This is a genomic window from Streptomyces pinistramenti, from assembly GCF_020564935.1.
GTDB classification, from domain to species: domain Bacteria; phylum Actinomycetota; class Actinomycetes; order Streptomycetales; family Streptomycetaceae; genus Streptomyces; species Streptomyces pinistramenti.
The window spans coordinates 52,759-73,571 of sequence record NZ_JAJCXB010000003.1 but is presented as its reverse complement, the minus strand read 5'-3'; the positions used below and the strand labels follow the sequence as shown (position 1 = coordinate 73,571).

General features: G+C 72.4%; 16 protein-coding genes and 1 riboswitch. Of the genes, 5 read left to right on the top strand and 11 right to left on the bottom strand.

The features are described from left to right. Window positions 1-53: 53 nt before the first annotated feature. Window positions 54-1,205 carry a ferrochelatase gene (locus LIU39_RS03295; protein ID WP_227044342.1) on the bottom strand — a complete coding sequence of 384 codons (1,152 nt, stop codon included), beginning with the start codon at window positions 1,203-1,205 and terminating at the stop codon, window positions 54-56. Window positions 1,206-1,417: 212 nt separating this feature from the next. Between LIU39_RS03295 and LIU39_RS03290 the strand changes: the two genes are divergently transcribed. After that, entirely contained in the window at window positions 1,418-2,689 is a 1,272-nt protein-coding gene (locus LIU39_RS03290; protein ID WP_227044340.1) for an MFS transporter, read from the top strand. Between the two features lie 552 nt (window positions 2,690-3,241). Then, the gene (locus tag LIU39_RS03285) at window positions 3,242-4,582 is read left to right on the top strand and encodes a D-arabinono-1,4-lactone oxidase (protein ID WP_227044338.1); all 1,341 of its coding nucleotides are present in this window, start codon (window positions 3,242-3,244) and stop codon (window positions 4,580-4,582) included. 86 nt (window positions 4,583-4,668) lie between these two features. On the opposite strand, the gene LIU39_RS03280 is transcribed toward LIU39_RS03285, so the two are convergent. After that, a complete protein-coding gene (locus LIU39_RS03280) occupies window positions 4,669-5,850 on the bottom strand; it encodes a hypothetical protein (RefSeq protein ID WP_227044336.1) in 1,182 nt (393 codons plus the stop codon). A gap of 497 nt (window positions 5,851-6,347) precedes the next feature. Between LIU39_RS03280 and sepH the strand changes: the two genes are divergently transcribed. Beyond that, window positions 6,348-7,418 carry a septation protein SepH gene (gene sepH, locus LIU39_RS03275; protein ID WP_227044335.1) on the top strand — a complete coding sequence of 357 codons (1,071 nt, stop codon included), beginning with the start codon at window positions 6,348-6,350 and terminating at the stop codon, window positions 7,416-7,418. Between the two features lie 72 nt (window positions 7,419-7,490). Here sepH and LIU39_RS03270 read toward each other — a convergent pair whose 3' ends face one another. After that, window positions 7,491-8,327, bottom strand: a complete 837-nt coding sequence (locus LIU39_RS03270) for a sulfurtransferase (RefSeq protein WP_227044333.1) — start codon at window positions 8,325-8,327, stop codon at window positions 7,491-7,493. Window positions 8,328-8,583: 256 nt separating this feature from the next. Here LIU39_RS03270 and LIU39_RS03265 point away from each other — a divergent pair, with 256 nt between their 5' ends. Further along, the gene (locus LIU39_RS03265; RefSeq protein ID WP_227044332.1) at window positions 8,584-9,357 is read left to right on the top strand and encodes a VOC family protein; all 774 of its coding nucleotides are present in this window, start codon (window positions 8,584-8,586) and stop codon (window positions 9,355-9,357) included. Window positions 9,358-9,364: 7 nt separating this feature from the next. Here LIU39_RS03265 and LIU39_RS03260 read toward each other — a convergent pair whose 3' ends face one another. The 4 genes from LIU39_RS03260 to LIU39_RS03245 form a co-directional block, all read right to left on the bottom strand. Beyond that, window positions 9,365-10,018, bottom strand: coding sequence for a thymidine kinase (locus tag LIU39_RS03260; protein WP_227044330.1), 654 nt, complete (start codon window positions 10,016-10,018; stop codon window positions 9,365-9,367). Window positions 10,019-10,077: 59 nt separating this feature from the next. Further along, window positions 10,078-11,268: an alkaline phosphatase family protein gene (locus tag LIU39_RS03255; RefSeq protein ID WP_227044328.1), complete on the bottom strand. Its 1,191-nt coding sequence runs from the start codon at window positions 11,266-11,268 to the stop codon at window positions 10,078-10,080. After that, entirely contained in the window at window positions 11,268-11,861 is a 594-nt protein-coding gene (locus LIU39_RS03250) for a DUF5998 family protein (protein WP_227044326.1), read from the bottom strand. The genes LIU39_RS03255 and LIU39_RS03250 overlap by 1 nt, the downstream gene beginning before the upstream one ends. A 274-nt stretch (window positions 11,862-12,135) precedes the next feature. After that, window positions 12,136-14,943, bottom strand: coding sequence for a bifunctional acetate--CoA ligase family protein/GNAT family N-acetyltransferase (locus tag LIU39_RS03245; RefSeq protein ID WP_227044325.1), 2,808 nt, complete (start codon window positions 14,941-14,943; stop codon window positions 12,136-12,138). 232 nt (window positions 14,944-15,175) lie between these two features. Here LIU39_RS03245 and LIU39_RS03240 point away from each other — a divergent pair, with 232 nt between their 5' ends. Beyond that, window positions 15,176-15,457, top strand: a complete 282-nt coding sequence (locus LIU39_RS03240) for an HPr family phosphocarrier protein (protein ID WP_227044323.1) — start codon at window positions 15,176-15,178, stop codon at window positions 15,455-15,457. A 434-nt stretch (window positions 15,458-15,891) separates the two neighbouring features. Here LIU39_RS03240 and LIU39_RS03235 read toward each other — a convergent pair whose 3' ends face one another. The 4 genes from LIU39_RS03235 to LIU39_RS03220 all read right to left on the bottom strand — a co-directional run bounded on the left by LIU39_RS03235 (window position 15,892) and on the right by LIU39_RS03220 (window position 20,696). Continuing rightward, the gene (locus LIU39_RS03235) at window positions 15,892-16,542 is read right to left on the bottom strand and encodes a GntR family transcriptional regulator (RefSeq protein WP_227044321.1); all 651 of its coding nucleotides are present in this window, start codon (window positions 16,540-16,542) and stop codon (window positions 15,892-15,894) included. Between the two features lie 230 nt (window positions 16,543-16,772). Further along, the gene (locus tag LIU39_RS03230; protein ID WP_227044319.1) at window positions 16,773-17,543 is read right to left on the bottom strand and encodes a M23 family metallopeptidase; all 771 of its coding nucleotides are present in this window, start codon (window positions 17,541-17,543) and stop codon (window positions 16,773-16,775) included. Between the two features lie 12 nt (window positions 17,544-17,555). Next, a riboswitch (cyclic di-AMP (ydaO/yuaA leader) is annotated at window positions 17,556-17,712 on the bottom strand. A gap of 228 nt (window positions 17,713-17,940) precedes the next feature. After that, complete coding sequence (locus LIU39_RS03225; RefSeq protein ID WP_227044750.1) at window positions 17,941-19,323, bottom strand: M16 family metallopeptidase; 1,383 nt, start codon at window positions 19,321-19,323, stop codon at window positions 17,941-17,943. A 35-nt stretch (window positions 19,324-19,358) separates the two neighbouring features. Further along, the gene (locus tag LIU39_RS03220; RefSeq protein WP_227044749.1) at window positions 19,359-20,696 is read right to left on the bottom strand and encodes a M16 family metallopeptidase; all 1,338 of its coding nucleotides are present in this window, start codon (window positions 20,694-20,696) and stop codon (window positions 19,359-19,361) included. Between the last annotated feature and the right edge of the window lie 117 nt (window positions 20,697-20,813).

Here is a 20,813-nt window from a genome sequence, read left to right as displayed (position 1 = left end):
GCGGTGGTCGGGCGGGTTCGGGAGGACGGGGCGCGGCGCCGGGGAGTGCGCCGTTACGCCGGGGCTTCGGCGGGGCCCCGCCAGTCGGCGCCTGCGGCGGCCGGGCGGGGGGCGCGCGCCGGGCAGCAGCCGATGGGGCACAGGTCGTGCGAGGCGGCGAGTGCGCCCAGGGCGCAGCGCTCCGGCGTGCGGCCGCGTTCGGCGGCGGCTCGTTCCAGGACGAGGTCGCGGACGGCCGCGGCGAATCGCGGGTCGGCGCCGACGGTCGCCGCCCTGGCGACCGGCAGGCCCAGTTCCGCGGCCTTGGCGGTGGCCTCGGTGTCGAGGTCGTACTTGACCTCCATGTGGTCGGAGACGAAGCCGATGGGGGCCATCACGACGGCCGGGACGCCGGAGCCGTGCAGCTCTTCGAGGTGGTCGCAGATGTCGGGTTCCAGCCAGGGGATGTGCGGGGCGCCACTGCGCGACTGGTAGACGAGCTGCCAGGGGTGGTCGATGCCGGTCTCCTCGCGCACCGCGTCCGCGATCACCCGGGCGACGGCCAGGTGCTGGGCGACGTAGGCGCCGCCCTCGCCGTCGCTGGTGTGGTCCTCGGGGGTGCCCGAGGTGTCGGCCGCGGCGGTGGGGATCGAGTGCGTGGTGAAGGCGAGGTGGGCGCCGGACCGCACGTCCTCGGGCAGGGCGGCGAGGGAGGTGAGGACGCCCTCGACCATCGGCCGGATGAAGCCCGGGTGGTTGAAATAGTGCCGGAGCTTGTCGACCTGCGGGACGGGCAGGCCCTCCGCCCCCAGGGCGGCGAGCGCGTCGGCGAGGTTCTCGCGGTACTGGCGGCAGCCCGAGTACGAGGCGTAGGCGCTGGTGGCCAGGACGGCGATACGGCGGTGGCCGTCGCGCACCATGGCGCGCAGGGTGTCCGTCAGGTAGGGCGCCCAGTTGCGGTTGCCCCAGTAGACGGGCAGGTCCAAGCCGTGCCCGGTGAAGTCCTTGCGCAGCGCGTCGAGCAGCTGCCGGTTCTGGGCGTTGATGGGGCTGACTCCCCCGAACAGGAAGTAGTGCTGCCCCACCTCCTTGAGCCGCTCGCGGGGGATGCCGCGGCCGCGGGTGACGTTCTCCAGGAACGGGACGACGTCGTCGGGGCCTTCGGGGCCGCCGAAGGAGAGCAGCAGCAGGGCGTCGTAAGGACGGGAATCGTACTGTTCGGGCATGCCATCGATCCTGCCACCCTTCCCCCGGGAGCGGCGGGCAGGCCCCGCTCACCGCCGGCCGGAGCGTGCGAGCAGGACTTACGGCGCCTGCTCGCGAGGGCGCCGCGGACGGCCGGAAAACCGGAGGCGTGCGCTCCCTCGCCCCCGTAAGCTGTATCGGCCCTGTTCGTTCCTTACCGATCTTCGGTCCTCATCCGGCGGAGCGCCCCCCGTTGCCCAGTCCCTACCGCGCCATCTTCGGCCCGCCCGGTACCAAGTCCTTCTCCGCCGCCGGGCTCCTGGGGCGGATGCCGCTGTCGATGCTGGGCATCGGCGTGGTCACGATGGTGTCGCAGCTGACCGGCCGTTACGGCCTGGCGGGCGCGCTGTCCGCGACCCTCGCACTGTCCGCCGCGCTGTTCGGCCCGCAGATCTCCCGGCTGGTGGACCGGTACGGCCAGCGTCCGGTGCTGCGCCCGGCGACGCTGGTGTCGGTCGCCGCGGTCGCCGGACTGTTGATCAGCGCGCAGCAGCGCTGGGCGGACTGGACGCTGTTCGTCTTCGCGGCCGGTGCGGGGTGTGTGCCGAGCGTGGGGTCGATGATCCGGGCGCGCTGGGCGGAGCTCTACCGCGGCTCCCCGCGCGAGCTGCACACCGCGTATTCCTGGGAATCGATCGTCGACGAGTGCTGCTTCATCTTCGGCCCGATCCTGTCGATCGGGCTGTGCACGGTGTGGTTCCCGGAGTCCGGGCCGCTGCTGGCGGCCGTCTTCCTGGTGGCCGGGGTGTTCTGGCTGACGGCGCAGCGGGCTACGGAACCCGTGCCGCATCCGCGTGAGCAGCACGCCAAGGGGTCGGCGCTGCGGTCCAGAGGGCTGCAGGTGCTGGTGGCGACGTTCGTGTCCACCGGCGCGATCTTCGGGGCGATCGACGTGGTGACCGTCGCGTTCGCGGAGGAGGAGGGCCACAAGGGGGCCGCCAGTCTGGTGCTGGCGGTCTACGCGCTGGGCTCGTGTCTGGCGGGCGCCGTGTTCGGGCTGCTGCATCTCAAGGGGCATCCGTCCCGCCGGTGGGTGGTGGGGCTGTGCGTGATGGCGGCGAGCATGGTGCCGCTGCAACTGGTGGGGTCACTGCCGCTGTTGGCGGTGGCGTTGTTCGTGGCGGGCCTGTCGGTCGCGCCGACGATGGTGACGACGATGGCGCTGGTCGAGGAGCACGTACCGCGGGCGAAGCTGACCGAGGGCATGACGTGGACGAGCACCGGGCTCGCGGTCGGTGTCGCGCTGGGCTCATCGGCGGCCGGCTGGGTCGTGGACGCCGCGGGCGCGGGCCGCGGCTATCTGGTGCCGTGCGTGGCGGGTGTGCTCGCCGCGGTGGTGGCACTCGCCGGATACCGCAGGCTTCGCCCGGGGGCCGCGGGTGCACGGCCGACGGCAACAACCATTGCGGAACGGGGCGGCCCGGCCTCTCAGGACGAACACCCCGACGGGGAACGGGTGTCGTAGCCACGCGCGCAAACCGGCCGCCTCCGGGCGGCCGCGTGGAACCAGCTGCCTCCCTGTGGGCCACGCGAACCCGACCGCCCCCTTGCGGACCACGTGAACCAAGCCACCTCCTGGACGGCCGCCGGAACTCAGCCGCCCCCAGGCGGGCCACGTAAACCAACGGCCTCCTTGCGGGCCACACGAACCTGGGCGGGCGACATCAACCAGCCGCCTCCCAGCGGCTCGTGCGCACTCACACCCACCCGCGACGCGACGCAGCAGTCACCGCCGCGTCACAGTCACCACAGCGTCACAGTCACCGCAGTCGCCGGCGCCCCGACCCGCCTCCTTGCAGCCCGCGTTGACCAAGCCGCCCCCTTGTGGGCGCAATCGCCACGCAGTCAGTGTGACGTCGGTGTGACATGTCCCGGAGCCGGGCGATTACCACCGACTCCCTGATCATGTGATTCCCGTCACCCCGCCGGGACGGGCCGACAGCGACTGGCATCATGCGCTCAGCTCACACCAACGGCGGCCCATGGGACCGCCCGTGCGGAGGGAGGGGACGTCACCATGGCAGCCAGCAACGCCGTCGGCGGCTCGGGAGGACGCGGCTCGGGAGGACCGTGGCGGAACTGGGCCGGCAATGTCACCGCCCGCCCCGCCCGTACCGTGACTCCCTCCAGCACCGAGGAGTTGGCGGCCGCTGTCCGCACCGCCGTCGACGACGGACTGACCGTCAAGGCGGTCGGCACCGGCCACTCCTTCACCCCGGCCGCCGCCACCGGCGGGCTGCTGGTACGCCCGGAGCGGCTGACCGGCGTGCGCACGATCGACCGGACGGCCGGAACGGTGACCGTCGCCGCAGGGACACCACTCGTGCACCTCAATCGGACCCTGGCCGCGCACGGACTGTCGCTGACCAACATGGGCGACATCATGGAACAGACCGTCTCCGGCGCCGCCGGCACCGGCACTCACGGCACCGGACGCGACTCCGCCTCGCTCGCCGCCCAGATCACCGCCCTGGAACTGGTCACCGCCGACGGCTCGGTGCTCCGCTGCTCCGCGAAGGAGAACCCGGATGTCTTCGACGCGGCCCGGCTGGGCCTCGGCGCCCTGGGCGTGGTCAGCGAGCTGACATTCGCCGTGGAGCCGGAGTTCCTGCTGACCGCCCGCGAGGAGCCGATGGGCTTCGACGAGGTGACCGGCCGCTTCGACGAACTGGTCGCCGAGAACGAGCACTTCGAGTTCTACTGGTTCCCGCACACCGGCAGCTGCAACACCAAGCGCAACAACCGCAGCCAGGGCCCGGCCGCGCCGCCCGGCAGGATCAACGGCTGGATCGAGGACGAGCTGCTCTCCAACGGGGTCTTCCAGGTCGCCTGCTCCGTCGGCCGGGCCCTGCCCGCGGCGGTCCCGGGAATCGCGAAGGTCTCCAGCCGCGCGCTGTCGGCCCGTACGTACACCGACATCCCGTACAAGGTGTTCACCTCGCCGCGCCGGGTGCGATTCCTGGAGATGGAGTACGCGCTCCCCCGGTCCGCCGCGACCGACGCGCTGCGGGAGCTGAAGGCGCTCGTCGAACGATCCCGCTTCAAGGTCAGCTTCCCTGTGGAGGTGCGTACCGCACCGGCCGACGACCTGCCGCTGTCGACCGCTTCGGGCCGCGACACCGTCTACATCGCGGTGCACATGTACCGCGGCACGCCGCACCAGGCGTACTTCGCGGCCGCCGAACGGATCATGACGGCGCACGCCGGGCGCCCGCACTGGGGCAAGCTGCACACCCGCGACGCCGACTACCTGGCGGACGTCTATCCGCGGTTCGGCGCGTTCACCGCGGTGCGCGACCGGCTGGATCCGGAGCGCCGGTTCAGCAACAGCTATCTGCGGCGGGTGCTCGGCCCCTGACGCGGTACGGCCGTGGCCCGGCACCTCGGGAGGGTGCCGGGCCGGCCCCCCCCCCCCACGGCCGTAGCGCGGGTGCGGGTTGCGGGTCAGGAGGCGTCAGGGGCCGGCGCCTGGGTACCGGACTGATCGGTCTGCCGCTCCTGGTCGCCCTGGCCGGTCGACCCGTCGCCGGTGCCACTCCCGTCGCCCGTCGACGCGGTGGGGTCCGGGCTTGTGGTGGGGCCCGACGAGGGCGTGTTGCCATCGGACGGGGTGGGTGTCGGCGTCCCCTTGTCGGTGCCGCTGCCCGTTCCCGTTCCACTGCCGGTGTCGCCGGAGCTGCTGGGGTCCGGGGTGGGGTCGGCGCTGCCGTCGCGGTGTCCGGTGCCGGTGTCACCGGACCGTCCCGGGTCGGGCGTCTGCGGCGTCTCGGGGGCATCCCGATGGGGACCGCCGGAACGGGTGAGATTGCCCAGGGTGGTGCCCTTGCCGCCGCTCGGGGTCTCCCCCGTGATCAGTTCGACGCCGGTGACCACGCCCATGGAAAGCACGAAGATGCCGAGCGTGGCGAGCGCCGGCCGCCGCCAGCCCCGCAGCCGGGTGCCGTACGTCGCGGTGCTGACCTCATCGGTCCCCGGAACCTCCGGGCCCGCGCCGCCGTCACCCGCATCCGGAGCATCCGCCCGGCCGAGCGCCACGGTGCGATCGTCGAGCCGCGGCACCAGCTGCGTACGGTCGGCGGAGCGGCCCGCGTCGGCACCGTCCGTCTTCCGCAGCACACGGGTCGCGTCCGTGTCGGCGGCCCGCAGCATCCGGGTCGCCGCGTCGTCCTCGACGGGCGGCCGGGCGGTGTCGGCCCGTCGCAGCAGCTGCGTACGGTCGTTACCGGGAGCCGCGCCGGAGCCGGGCCGGCGGGCGGCGACAGAGGTGACCTCGTCCTCCGCGCCCTGCCTGTCGAACGTCGGGAGCACCATCGTGGGACCGGCGGCCTGCGGCGCGCCCCGAGTGGCGGGGCCCGTGTCGGCCGTACGCCGCGGCTTGGGCCGGGTGGTGACCTTCGCCTCCTTGAGCTGCTCGCCGGTCCGCCGGAACAGATGCTGGAAGACCGAGCCGCCGGTCGTGGCCACGACGCTGACCACACCCGCGCCGATGATGGTTCCGTAGACGCCGAGCTGACCCGCGAGGAAGGCGGCGACCGCCGCTGCGAGAGCACTGCCCGCAACCTGAGGCACGCTCAGGTCGATCCGTTTCTCCTTTTTCTTCGCGTCGCTTTCGGTTTTTTCGTCCATCTCCAGCCCTTGATCGACATTTCGATCCACCTTGCACAGGTAAGAGACTTTTGGGCGAAGTGAATAGTTCCGGATCTGGAGATTCTGTGAACCTTGCCACCCGCGACCGTGGTAGAGAGATCGACAAGGCGACTCAACTCCGTTGTCGCACCAGAACTTCAGCGGCGCGGCGGTGCACCTCAGTGGCCCGAATGGAGTACTGTGGCGATCCCTGGCCCCGGGATCCCGTCCGGCTGCCCGGACTCACGGGAAGGGGCCCTACAGGCGGCACCCGCCCTGGGGCGCCGCTGCTCGGCACGGGTGATCGATCCCAGGGCAGGCGGTACGGTCACCAGCGTTGCGAACAGGTAACCGTGTCACCACGGCGTTTACGGGCCATGGTCCGACACGCCGGGCAACTCGGCAATGTTGTGGCAGGCTGCACCCGGGCAGGCCACACTCGACTAGCGGAAGCAGCGACGCACGTGACGTCGGCAGGCACCACCCGGGAGGTCCCCATGCCCGAACTGCGTGTCGTGGCCGTCTCCAACGACGGCACACGGCTGGTGCTCAAAGCTGCGGACAGCACCGAGTACACGCTTCCGATCGACGAGCGGCTGCGCGCCGCCGTCCGCAACGACCGTGCGCGTCTCGGCCAGATCGAGATCGAGGTCGAGAGCCACCTCCGGCCGCGGGACATCCAGGCGCGTATAAGAGCCGGATCGTCCGCGGAGGAAGTCGCCCAGCTCGCCGGCATCCCGGTCGAGCGGGTGCGCCGCTTCGAAGGCCCGGTGCTCGCCGAGCGCGCCTTCATGGCCGAGCGCGCCCGCAAGACACCCGTACGGCGCCCCGGCGAGAACACCGGGCCGCAGCTCGGCGAGGCGGTCGCCGAACGCATGCTGCTGCGCGGCGCCGACAAGGACAGCGCCCAGTGGGACTCCTGGCGCCGGGACGACGGCACCTGGGAAGTGCTGCTGGTCTACCGCGTCGGCACCGAACCGCACTCCGCGAGCTGGACGTACGACCCGCCGCGGCGGCTCGTCCAGGCCGTGGACGACGAGGCACGGGCGCTGATCGGCGAGGCCGACGACACTCCCGAGCCGAGTTTTCCGTTCGTGCCCCGGATCGCGCGGCTGCCGCGTGACCGGCCGCTGGACCGCGCCCTGGACCGGCAGATGCCGGACCGCGGCGAGCGCGCGGAGCGTACCGCCCCGGCCGACGAAGAGGCCGAGCCGCGGGTCGCCGAGGAAGCCGTCGGGGAACGCGAGCGGGACTCGCTGACCAGCCTGCTGGAGGCGGTTCCCAGTTTCCGCGGCGACATGGTCGTGCCGGAGGCCGTCAAGGCGCCGCAGGTCGACGAGCCGGAGGACGACGAGATCGAGGAGCCGGCCGCGCCCGCGGCCAGTGCGGGCGCGGGCTCCGCGTACGCCGATGTGCTGATGCCGCGGGCGGTCGCCGGCCACCGTGACCGGCTGACCGGGACGACCGACCGGCAGGCCGAGGCCGACGGTGTCCGGCCGGGACGCCGTGCCGCGGTGCCCAGTTGGGACGAGATCGTCTTCGGCACCCGGCGCAAGAAGCCCGAATAACGAAACGCCGCACCGCGCGAAACCGCCCGCCCCGTGCCGTACGGGGCGGGCGGTTTCGTGCGGTGTGGTGGTTCAGCCGGGCTGGTTGCCGGTGGCCACCGGGCGGGACACGTCGGATGACCAGGCGCTCCACGACCCGACGTACAGCGCGGCCGGGACGCCGGCGACCGCCAGGGCCAGCACCTCGTGGGCGGCGGAGACACCGGAACCGCAGTAGACACCGACCTCGGTGCCGTCCTTGGCGCCCAGTGCCGCGAAGCGGCCCGCGAGGGCGTCGGCGCCGCGGAAGGTGCCGTCCTCGGTGACGTTCTCGGTCGTGGGTGCGCAGACCGCGCCCGGGATGTGGCCGCCGACCCGGTCGATGGGCTCGACGTCACCCCGGTAGCGTTCGGCGGCGCGTGCGTCCAGGAGGACGCCGGTACGTGCCAGCGCGGCGGCTTCGTCCGCCGTCAGCACCGGCAGCGCGCCCGGTGCAGGGGTGAAGTCACCGGCGGGCGGTACCGGAATCTCACTCGTCAGAGTGGCTCCCGACGACGTCCACGCGGCCAACCCGCCGTCCAGCACCCGCACATCGGGGTGGCCGGCCCAGCGCAGCAGCCACCAGGCGCGGGCCGCGGCCCAGCCCTGCCCGCCGTCGTGAACGACCACGGGGCGGTCGCCGCGGACACCGGCCGCCCGCATGGCGTCGGTGAAGACCGCGAGGTCCGGCAGCGGATGGCGGCCGCCGGTTCCCGCGGGCCCGGCCAGTTCCGTGTCGAGGTCGACGTAGACCGCGCCGGGCAGGTGTCCTGCCGCGTACTCCGAGCGGCCGGGCGGGCCGCCGAGCTGCCAGCGGACGTCCAGAAGGACGGGCGGTGTGCCCGCCGACAACTCGTTCGCGAGTTCGGTAGCGGTGATGAGGTGATTCATGGGTCGCATCCTTGCGTAGAGATGGCTACGTACAGAAGGCGGGTGCCCACCCTGCGTATGGCGGAGTTGCCTCGGCCGGTTCGGCTGCCGAACCGGATGTGCAGCGGCAAAAACGGTCATTCTCCCGCACGAACCCGGCAGCAACGGCGCGGCCGGGGCGCACGGCGGGTCACCTGGTGCGAGCATCTGGTCGGGTCTTGCACCCATTCCCCCACACACATGGCCACCACCCCAATGGTCCGAGGAGAGAGTGACGATGACGACCGAGGCAGCGACTCGGCGGATGTCCGGCGCGCCCTGCTGGGTGAGCCTCATGGCACACAGTCTGTCCGCGACGCAGGAGTTCTACGGCGCGCTGTTCGACTGGGAGTTCCGACCGGGCCCGCAGCACTTGGGGCCGTACGCCAGGGCGTTCGTCGACGGGAGGGAGGTGGCCGGACTCGGCGAGCTGGCGTCCGACCGGCAGCTCCCCGGCGCCTGGACCACCTATATGGCCAGTGACGACGCGGACGCGACCGCCGAACAGATCCGCTGCTGCGGCGGGACGGTGGGGGTGGGGCCGCTGGACGCGGACGACGCCGGGCGGATGGCCATCGCCTCCGACCCGCAGGGCGCGGTCTTCGGCGTCTGGCAGGGGAAGACGATGACCGGCACGGCGGCCGTCGGCGAGCCGGGCACTCCGGTGTGGAACGAACTGATCACCCAGGAAACCCATGCGGTCGGCCCGTTCTACGAGAACGTCTTCGGCTACACGTCGCAGGCAGTCGTCTCGGCCGACTTCGACTACCTGACCCTGCACCTCAACGGGCAGGCAGTGGCCGGGATTCGCGGCGTGGGGCAGGCGCTGCCGCGGGACCGCGGTGCGCACTGGATGACGTACTTCGCCGTCCCGGACACCGATACCGCGGCGCGGCGGGTCGTCGAGCTGGGCGGGCAGGTGCTGCGCGCGCCCCGGAACTCCGCCCGCGGGCGGCTGGCGGTGGCCGCCGACAGCGAGGGCGCCGTCTTCACGCTCATCCAGCCGGCCTGACGGGGCCCTAACGGGGCGCGTCGACCGGGAGGACGTCCGGGGAGAGGGCGGCGGCGTGGGCGGTCGCCGAGGTCTGCCGGCGGCGGTGGTGGCGCCGACACAGCACCTCGTAGCCGACCTCCGCCTGCCGGTTGTCGACATCGCCGACGACGACCTGGGCACCCTCGACGACCATCCGGCCGCCGACCGTGCGGGCGTTGTGTGTGGCCCGTGCGCCGCACCAGCACAGCGCCTCGACCTGAAGTACCTCTATCCGGTCGGCCAGTTCGACCAGGCGTTGGGAGCCGGGGAAGAGCTTGCTGCGGAAGTCGGTGGTGATGCCGAACGCGAAGACATCCAGGTCGAGGTCGTCGACGACCCGGGCGAGCTGGTCGACCTGTTCGGGGGCGAGGAACTGGGCCTCGTCGGCGATGACGTAGTCGACCCGGCCGCCGGAGCTGAGATGGCCGACGACGTGGGTGTAGAAGTCCATGTCGTCGGCCGCTTCGACGGCTTCCGTGACCAGGCCGAGGCGGGAGGAGAGTTTGCCGCGGCCGGCCCGGTCGTTGCGGCTGTAGATCATGCCCTGCAGCCCGCGGGCCGAGCGGTTGTGCTCGATCTGCAGAGCGAGGGTGCTCTTTCCGCAGTCCATCGTTCCGGAGAAGAACACCAGCTCGGGCATGGGAAGTTGCGGGCCTTTCGGGCTCATACGGGCAGGACGGCGGGGTGGTGACGCGCGGGTCAGGTGCGGACTTCCAGGAGCGGCACCAGCTGCTCCACGGCGGTCATCGAACCGTGCATGCCGACCATCTTCGATTCGCCGGGCTCGCGCTCGCTCGCGATGATCACCATGTCGGTGTGTGCCGCCGCGACGACGTCGCCGATGCGACTGCGGACCCGGTCGTCGACGCGCGGCCCGAACCAGCCGGCCGCGATGGCCTCGTCGCGGCTCGCCACCCACATCTGCTCGCCGACAACCTCGCGCCACACCGCGAGCACGTCGGAGGCCGCACCGGGGTGAGCGTAGACGTGCCGGGCGCGTCCTTCGCCGCCCAGCAGGCGTACGCCGGCGCGCAGTTCCCAGTCCTCGTCGAAATCGATCCGGAAGTCGGGGCCGAAGGGAATGTCGATCATGCCGTGGTCAGCGGTGACGTACAGGGCGCTGCGCGGCGGGAGTTGCTCGGCGAGCCGCTGCGCGAGGCGGTCGACGTACATCAACTGGCCGCGCCAGGCGTCGGAGTTCACGCCGTAGCGGTGGCCGTTGCCGTCGACCTCGGCGTAGTACGTGTAGACCAGCGAGCGGTCACCGGCGGCGAGTTGCCGGGCGGCGAGGTCCATGCGGTCCTCGCCGGTGAGCCGGCCGTGGAACGTCCCGCCGCTCAGGGCGATCTTGGTGAGGGGCGTCTGCTGGAAGTGCGGCGCGGACACCTGGCAGGTGTGGATGCCCGCCGCGTCGGCCTGCTGGAAGACCGTCGGGTAGGGCTGCCAGGCGTACGGGTCGGTCCAGGGCTGCCAGCGCAGCTGGTTCATCAGCGCGCCGGTGGCCGGGTTCTCGCAGGTGTAGCCGAGCAGGCCGTGGGCGCCGGGCGGCAGACCGGTGCCGACCGAGGCGAGCGAGGTGGCGGTGGTGGAGGGGAAGCCGGCGGTGAGCGGGCGGCCGCTGCCGTTGAACGACGTCCCCAGGAGGGAGGTGAGGAACGGCGCCTCATCGGGGTGGGCACGCAGCAGTTCCCAGCCGAGGCCATCGATGAGGAAGACGCAGACGCGGTCGGCGGGGGCGAGTTCCATCGACGTGCCGAGGCCGGGCAGGCCCTGTCCCGCGGCGATGGCGGGGAGCAGGTCGGCGAGCGAGCCGGTGCCGTAGGCGGGCGGCGGCGCGGCGAGCGGGTCGAGCGGTTCGGGCTCCGGCCAGGCGTTGGCGGTGTACACCATCAGCGGGTGCTGGTGGTGGCCGCGGTGGCCTCGGAGAGCGCCTGGGCGAAGGTGAGCGTCTCACGGACCGAGTCGGGGCCGTCGCCCGCCTCACTGACCCGCAGCGAGAGGTCGTCGGCGGTGGAAGATCCGGTGTAGCCGTGGTCCGCCTCGCAGTTGGGGTCACCGCAGGTGGCGGGCTCCAGGTCGAGGCGCGCGACCGCGCCCCAGCCGATGGTGAGGACGACCTCACGGGGCAGCTGGCCCGGAGTGTACGACTCCGGATTGGCGACCACCCGGCTCAGCACGACCGAGGAGATCCGGCCGATCTTGACGGATTCCGTGGAGGTGGTGGCGTACGGGGACGGTGAGGTGGCGTCGGCGGCCTGCTCGTCGGTGTGGCTGACGATGAAGCGGGTGTCGGTGAGGACCAGGACGGTCACATGGCGGCGGACCTCGTTGGCGTCGAAGGTCGTCTCCTGGTGCACCAGGTACGCCACGACCGGCTCGCCGCCGACCGCGGCCTGCACCGCCTCGGCCACGAGGGCCGGGTAATAGCCGCTGCGCTCGATCGCCGCGCGCAGCCCCTGGGTCGTCGTACCGGTCTTAGCCATGGCATCCATCTTACGGGGCGTGGCGGGGGCAGCAGGACGCGTCGGACGGGGTCTTCTGCACCGGCTCGGGAGCGGCGCACCGGTGCGGGCCCCGAGGCCGGTCGGCCACGGGCGGGCGCCCGCCAAGGAGGCCGTCCGGGACGCCGTCCGCACGGGCGGGCCCGGGACCGCAGGTGCCGCGCTGCGTGCGGGCGGGGCTCGTGCCGTCGGCTCCGCGCCTTCGCCTTGGGCGCCCGCCATCCGCCGCGTGCACGGTCCCGCGGCCCGGCGCGCGTCAGTAGGTGGGCAGCCGGCGGGGGCCGAGGTCGGTGGTGGGGGGCGGGCTGGCCAGCCGGACGGACGCCCCCAGGACGGACAGGCCCTGCGGAGCGACGACGACCGGTTCGAGGTCGACGCCGACGACCTCGGGGTGGTCGTCGACGAGCCGGGAGACCCGCAGCAGCAGCTCGGCCAGCGACGCGGTGTCCACGGGCTGGGAACCGCGCCAGCCGAAGAGCAGCGGGGCGGCCCGGATGGAGCGGATCTGCTCGTCGACGTCGCGGTCGGTGGCCGGGATGAGGCGGTGCGCGATGTCGCCCAGGAGCTGGGAGGGGGCGCCGGCCAGGCCGAAGGAAAGCACCGCGCCGGCCGCCGGGTCGATGGCGGCGCGGATGACCGTGTCGACGCCGCGCGGCACCATCGCCTGGACGACCGGGCGCAGCTCTTCGGGGGAGCCGAGGAAGGCGGTCAGCTCCGCGTAGGTGCGTCGCAGTTCGGTCGCGTTGGCGATGTCGAGGCGGACGCCCCCGAGGTCGGAGCGGTGACGCAGGTGGGGGGCGGTGGTCTTGAGGGCGACCGGGTAGCCGAGGCGGTCGGCGGCGCGGACGGCGGCTTCCGGGTCGGGGGCGGGCAGCGACGGGTGGGTGGGCACGCCGTAGCGGGCGAGGAGGGCGGCGGCGTCTTCGGGCGGCAGCGGCACCGAGCGGCCGGCCACGGGCGCGAGCCGGTCCAGCAGCCGCTCGATGTCGGCGCCGGCCGCGGCCTCCTGGATGTCGTCGTACGCGGGCACCCGGCCCGGCTCGGCGACCTCCCGGCGCCAGGCGGCGTAGCGGACGGCTTCGGCGAGCGCGCGGACGGCGCGCTCGGCGGCGGGGTAGGCCGGGATGCGGATGCCGGCCCGGGGCGGGGCGTCGGGGGCCGGAACGGTGGCTGTCGGTCCGGTGGCCGGGGCGGCCAGTGCCTCGGCGACGGTGTCCATGGCGAGGTGCACGACGGCCACCGGCTTCGTCGGATCCGCCGCAGCGGCCGCGCGCAACGACGTGGCGAGCGCGGCGCCCTCGCCCGGGGAGACCGCGTTCCCCTCCCCCACCCAGGGGATCGCCGTGACGACGACGGCGTCGCAGCCGTCGGCCGCGAGCGTCTCGGCGAGCGCGGTGTGGAAGTCGTCCGGGGTCGCGGCGGAGGCGAGCACCCGGGGGCGCTGCGGGCGCAGTCCCTCCGTGAGGCAGGCGTCGTAGGCCAGCAGGGACAACGCCTCGGAGTTGCCGAGGATGCCGACGCGCGGGCCTGCGGGCAGCGGCTGGGACGCGAGCAGCAGCCCGGCATCGATGAGTTCGGTGACCGTGTCGACGCGGATCACGCCGGCCTGGCGCATCAGGGCGGAGACGGTGCTGTCAGGGATGCGGACGGTGGGAACGGTGTGCCCAGGAGGAGCGGTGCCGTGGTGGCGCGCTCCCTTGGCGACGACGACCGGCTTGACGGCGGCGGTACGGCGGGCGAGCCGGGTGAACTTGCGCGGGTTGCCGATCGATTCGAGGTAGAGGATCGCGACGTCGGTGTCCGGGTCGTCGTACCAGTACTGGAGGAGGTCGTTCCCGGAGGCGTCGGCACGGTTGCCCGCCGAGACGAAGGTGGAGATGCCGGCGATGCCGCCGTCCCCGGGGCCGCGGTCGTGCAGCCCGCTGAGCAGGGCGATGCCGATCGCGCCGGACTGGGTGAACAGGCCGATGCGGCCGGCGCCGGGCATCATCGGCGCGAAGGAGGCGTTCAGCCTGACCCCGGGGGCGGTGTTGATCAGGCCGAAGGCGTTGGGGCCGATCAGCCGCATGCCGTAGGAGCGGGCCTGGCACACCAGGGCACGCTGGCGTTCACGGCCCTCGGGGCCGGCCTCGGCGTAACCGGACGAGAGGATCAGGACGCCCTGCACGCCGTGTTCGCCGCAGTCGTCGACGACCTCGGGGACGCGGTCGGCGGGGACGGCGATGACCGCGAGGTCGACCGGCCCGGAGATCTCCCGCAGCGAGCGGATGGCCGGCACGCCTTCCGGGTCGAGCCGGTCGGTGCCCTCGGGAAAGGCGTGGTTGACGGCGTAGGTGCGGCCGGTGAAGCCGGAGTCGAGGAGGTTGCGCAGCGCCGTGCGGCCGACGCCTCCCGGGGCACGGCCCGTGCCCACGACCGCGACCGAGCCGGGGGCGAGCAGCCGCTGCATGGAGCGGGCCTCGGCGCGCTGTTCCCTGCCGCGCATGACGGCCATGGACTGCTCGGTGGGTTCGAGGTCGAATTCCAGCCGGACCACGCCGTCTTCGAACGTGCGCTTCTGGGTGTAGCCGGCGTCCGTGAACACCTTGATCATCTTGGAGTTCGCCGGCAGCACCTCGGCGGCGAACCTCCGGATGCCGCGCTCGCGGGCCACGGCGGCGATGTGCTCCAGGAGGGCGGAGGCGACGCCGCGCCCCTGATGGGCGTCCTGCACCAGGAAAGCGACCTCCGCCTGGTCGTCCCCGGGGTTCTTGGCGGGCAGCCCCTGGTCGTTGATCCGGTCGTAGCGGACGGTGGCGATGAACTCGCCGCCCACGGTGGCCGCCAGGCCGACCCGGTCCACGTAGTCGTGGTGGGTGAAGCGGTGCACATCGCGGTCGGAGAGGCGGGGGTAGGGCGCGAAGAAGCGGTAGTACTTCGACTCGTCCGAGACCTGTTCGTAGAACGAGACCAGGCGTGCGGCGTCGTCGGGGGTGATCGGGCGGATCCGTGCCGTGCCGCCGTCGCGCAGCACCACGTCGGCTTCCCAGTGGGTCGGGTACGCGTGATCCGGCGGACTCTGCATGCCGACAGCGTACGACCGGGCACCGACAACCGGCTCGGCATGCGTGGCCACCTGCTGCCGGGCAGTCTGTGGGGGGCCGGAGCGCGTCCTGGAGCACCGCGTCCGCACGCCGGGACGGGCACGGAGCGGGCCGGATCGGGTGGTAGGAAAGTCGCGTCGAAAGGCTGCTGGAGCACGCGCCGCAGCGTGAGACACTGGTCTAGACAACCGTTACGACTTGAAGGGCAACACCATGGCTGAGCGCCGCGTCAATGTCGGTTGGGCCGAGGGTCTGCACGCCCGCCCCGCCTCGATCTTCGTCCGTGCGGCCACTGCCGCCGGCGTTCCCCTGACGATTGCCAAGGCCGACGGCAACCCGGTCAACGCGGCCTCGATGCTCGCCGTTCTGAGCCTGGGCGCCCAGGGGGGCGAGGAGATCGTGCTCGCCTCCGACGCGGAGGGCGCGGACACTGCGCTCGACCGTCTGGCGAAGCTGGTCACGGAGGGCCTGGAGGAGCTCCCCGAGACCGTCTGAGCCGCCGGGGCTCTTCGAGTCCACCGCCTCTCGGCAACGGCCCCGCCGCAGCGACCACATCACGGTCGCCGCGGCGGGGCCGTTCCGCTGCGGCGGGCACCGCGCGCCGACGGACAACGGGCAGCGGGCAACGGGCAGCGCTCACGGGACGCGCAATACGCACGCATACGGAATTCCTCAGCTGCGAAGCGCTCACCGGGATAGGTGCTCCATGCACTCCTACCGCGCCCCGCCCGCACCCGATATCAAGAGACCTCCGGGTTCACCGAGAACCATGAAAACAGTTGAGCCGCCCCGCCGCGAAATTCGCCTTCTCCGAATTATGACCCTTTTCGTCGACCGCACCCGGCCCCGTCATATACGTTTCCGAATACCCCAGGTATACGGTCCCCTCGTTAAGAACGGACGCGCTCCGTGTTGACGGCTCGTTTCGTTTACCTCACCGCGGGTGTGGGAACAAGGCGCACCCGGTACCCCGGGGAGGACCGTTCGACGTGGGCCGCCATCAGGGCACGCGCTCGATCCGCGTCCCCCCGGGCGACCGCGTCCAGCACCGCGCCGTGGTCGTCCCATACCTGCGACGAACGCAGCGGGGTCTCCACGACGTACATCCACTCGATCTTCCGCCGCAACTGGGTCAGCAGCGCGGTCAGGCTCGGACTGCCGGCGGCCTGGGCCAGCGTCTCGTGGAACCAGCCGTCCAGTTGCGGCAGGTCGGCCGGGTGCGCGTGACGGGTCCGTTCGCGGCCCAGCCGCACCAGGCCGCGCAGCACCTTCAGGTGGGCGTCCGTGCGCCGGGTGGCCGCGCGGGCGGCGCCCAGCGGCTCCAGCAGCGCGCGCAGGTCCAGCAGGTCGGCGGCCTCCTGGGCGGTCGGTTCGGCGACGCAGGCCCCGGCGTGCTGCCGTGCGGTGACGAAGCCTTCGGACTGCAGGGTGCGCAGCGCCTCACGGACCGGAACGCGGGATACGCCGTAACGGGCCGCCAGAATGTCCTCGACGAGCCGTCTGCCCGGCGCGAGTGCACCGGAGACGATGTCCTCGCGAATTGCCGTGCAGACGACCTGCGCGGAAATATGACCTCGCATCGTGGGTGCCTCCGCCGTCATTCCCGGGAAACGCCGCCGAGCGACGGCCTTTTGGCAACTCTATTCGACAGCGGCGGATTTTCGGATGCGTTCATTCATTCATGGATACCTTTTGGCCATGCCGCGCTGCGCCCGAAGGCCGCGTACGCCTGTCCGCACGCGGATACGCCGAAGCCCCGGCCGCGGGAGGTGCCTGCGAGCGGGGCTTCGGCGTATGTGCGTGCGGAACGTCAGACGTTGACGCCGCGCGAGCGGAGGTAGGCGATCGGGTCGATGTCCGAGCCGTAGTCCGGGCCGGTGCGGGCCTCGAAGTGCAGGTGCGGGCCGGTCGCGTTGCCGGTGGCACCGGAGAGGCCGATCTGCTGGCCCGGGGTGACGCTCTGGCCGACCGAGACGCCGAGCGACGACATGTGGCCGTACTGGGTGTAGGTGCCGTCGTGCATCTTGATGACGACATTGTTGCCGTACGCGCCGCCCCAGCCCGCCTCGACGACGGTTCCCGCGCCCACGGAGTGGACGGACGTCCCGGTGGCGGCGTGGAAGTCGATGCCGGTGTGACTGCCGGACGACCACAGTCCGCTGGACGCCTTGTAGGCGGTGGAGACGTACGAGCCGGTAACGGGCGCGACGTAGGCGTTGAGGCGCTTGCGCTCCTCCGCACGGTCGGCGCGGACCTTGGCCGCACGCTCCTTCTCGGCCTTCTCCTTGGCCTCTTCGGCCTGCTTCTTGGCCTCCGCCTCGGCCTTCGCCTTCGCCGCTGCGGCCTCGGCGACGGCCTCCTGCGCGTCGGCCTGCGCCGCGACGTGGTCCGCGAGTTCGTCCCCGAGGACGACCGCGTGCGCAAGGCCGGTGTCCTGCGGGCCGGCCGCGGCCAGCGCGGGCGAGGCCACGGAGGCGACGACGCCGGTGGCGGCGAGACCGGCTATGCCGGCGATGTTGCGGGTCGTCCGAGCGGTGCGGCTCGCACGACGGTGCTTCCCGGTGGCACGGGTGAACGCCATGTGCTGGCTTGTCCTTTCCTTCCTTCTCGCCTACCGGGTTAGCTGACGGGTTCGGAGCAGGAAGGTCTCCTACGGGCTCCTCCGGAGAAGCACCCGATTCACCCCAGGGGACATGTGGGTCCCCGGCTCCCCTGGCTCGCGCCGTACGGGGACTCGGCGATGACTGTCCGGTGCCACGGTTGCGGCGTACGGCTGACGAACAGCGGGGTTGACGCTAATCGGGGCGTCTTTCGATCGGCAAACAGAACCGGCAGTTTGTGCGAAGCGCCACACCTGCACTACGCAACCAGCCGGGAATAATCCGGACATAAAGAGGGATCCCGGGGCGGCTGAGCGCCCCGGGATCCGCTGTGTCGCCCTATGGACGGCGGCTTACCGCAACCGTCCTGTCGGCCCGTCAGCCGCTGACGACCGTCACCTCTCCGATGCCCAGCGCCCTGACCGGCCCGGCGATCTGCGCCGCGTCACCTACCAGGACCGTCACCAGCCGGTCGACCGGGAACGCGCTGACCACCGCGGCCGTCGCCTCGACCGTGCCGGTCTCGGCAAGCCGCGCGTACAACTGCGCCTGGAAGTCGTCCGGCAGGTGCTGCTCCACCTGGTCCACGAGCGTCCCGGCGACCGCCGCGGCGGTCTCGTACCGGAGCGGCGCGACGCCGACGAGGTTCTGCACGGCGACATCCCGCTCGGCGTCCGTCAGGCCCTCCGCCGCGAGGGTGCGCAGCACCGTCCACAGGTCGTCGAGCGCCGGCCCGGTGGAGGCGGTGTCCACGGAGCCGCTGATGGCGAGCATCGCGGCGCCCGTGTGCCCCCCGGGGGAGTCGGGCGCCGAGGAGCGCAGCACCTGGCCGAAGGCGCGCACCCCGTAGGTGTAGCCCTTCTCCTCACGCAGCACGCGGTCCAGCCGCGAGGTGAGGGTGCCGCCCAGGCAGTACGTGCCGAGCACCTGCGCGGGCCACACCCGGTCGTGCCGGTCGGCGCCGATACGGCCGATGAGCAGCTGCGTCTGGACGGCACCGGGACGGTCCACGATGACCACGCGGCCGGTGTCGTCCGCGGTGATCGGCGAGGGGGTGACCGGTTCGGCGAGGGAGCCGGTCCAGGTACCGAGGGTGTCGGCGAGGGCGGCGTCCACGTCGACACCGGTGAAGTCACCGACGATGACGGCGGTGGCCGTGGCGGGGCGTACGTGCGCCTCGTAGAAGGCGCGCACCGCGGGGGCGTCGATGCGCTCGACGGTCTCCTCGGTGCCCTGGCGCGGCCGCGACATCCGGGAGGCGGCCGGGAACAGTTCCTTGGACAGCGCCACCGCGGCACGCCGCGCCGGGTTGGCGAGCTCGTGCGGGATCTCGTCGAGGCGGTTGCGGACCAGGCGCTCGATCTCGCTGTCGGGGAAGGCGGGGGCGCGCAGGGCGTCGGCGAGCAGGCCGAGCGCGCGGTGCAGCCGGGAGGCCGGCACTTCGAGGGAGACGCGGACGCCGGGGTGGTCGGCGTGCGCGTCCAGGGTGGCGCCGCAGCGCTCCAGTTCGGCGGCGAACTCCTCGGCGTCGTGCTTGTCCGTGCCCTCGGACAGGGCGCGCGCCATGATCGTGGCAACGCCGTCAAGACCCTCGGGCTCGGACTCCAGGGGCGCGACGATGTCGATCTCGACGGCGACGACCTGCTGCCCGGGGCGGTGACTGCGCAGCACCGTCAGCCCGTTGGGCAGCGCGCCGCGCTCAGGCGCAGGGAAGGCCCACGGCTTGGGCGCGCCGCCCCGAGGCTGCGGGTGGAACGCCATCGCGGTCATGGCGGAATCTGCGGTCGCGGCGTCGCTCACTGGGCCGCCTCCTCGTCGTTGTCGGCGGTCTCGTCGGCCGCGGTCGGCTCGTACACGAGCACCGCGCGGTTGTCGGGGCGCAGCCGGGCCTGGGCGACGGCCTGCACCTCCTGCGGCGTGATCTCCAGGACGCGCTGCACGGCCGACAGCGCGAGCTGCGGGTCGCCGAACAGAACGGCGTAACGGCACAGTTCGTCGGCGCGGCCGCTGACCGTCGCGAGGCGGTCCAGCCACTCGCGCTCCAACTGGGCCTGCGCGCGCTCCATCTCCTCCGGGGTCGGCCCCTCCGCGGCGAAGCGGGCCAGCTCCTCGTCGACGGCGCTCTCGATGTCCGGCACCTCAACGCCACCGGACGTCTTGACGTCCAGCCAGCCCAGGGACGGCGCACCGGCCAGCCGCAGCAGGCCGAAGCCGGCGGCGACGGCGGTGCGGTCGCGGCGCACCAGGCGGTTGTAGAGCCGCGAGGACTCGCCGCCGCCCAGGACGGTCAGTGCGAGATCGGCGGCGTCGACCTCACGGGTGCCGTCGTGCGGCAGGCGGTAGGCCGCCATCAGGGCGCGGGAGGGCACCTCCTCCTCGACGATCTCGCGCAGCTGGGCGCCGATGGTCTCGGGCAGTTCACCGCTGCGCGGCGGCTGCTTGCCGTCGTGCATGGGGATCGACCCGAAGTACTTGTCGATCCAGGCCAGCGTCTCCTCGGGGTCGATGTCACCGACGACCGACAGGACGGCGTTGTTGGGCGCGTAGTACGTGCGGAAGAACGCCCGCGCGTCCTCCAGGGACGCGGCATCCAGGTCGGCCATCGACCCGATGGGGGTGTGGTGGTACGGGTGGCCCTCCGGGTACGCCATGGCCGTCAGCTTCTCGAAGGCCGTGCCGTAGGGGACGTTGTCGTAGCGCTGGCGGCGTTCGTTCTTGACGACGTCCCGCTGGTTCTCCAGGGACTCGTCGTCGAGCGCGGTCAGCAGCGAGCCCATCCGGTCCGCCTCCAGCCAGAGCGCGAGCTCCAGCTCGTGGGCGGGCATGGTCTCGAAGTAGTTGGTCCGCTCGAAGCTCGTGGTGCCGTTCAGCGAACCGCCGGCGCCCTGGACGAGTTCGAAGTGGCCGTTGCCCTTGACCTGCGCGGAGCCCTGGAACATGAGGTGCTCGAAGAGGTGGGCCAGGCCCGTGCGGCCCTTCACCTCGTGACGGGAGCCGACGTCGTACCACAGGCAGACGGCCGCCACCGGCGTCAGGTGGTCTTCGGAGAGCACCACGCGCAGGCCATTGGCCAGCCGGTGCTCGGTCGCTGTCAGTCCGCCGGAGCCGGCTTGTTCTGTGGCCGTGTGACCCATGGGCATGTACGTCCCTTCGATCCGCTTGCGAGGAAGTTCTGTCACTGTATGCAAGCGCGTCGGCATCTGGCGAAGTTCCCGCCCGAGCGACCCCGTACGAGGGGTCTGCGGCCGGCG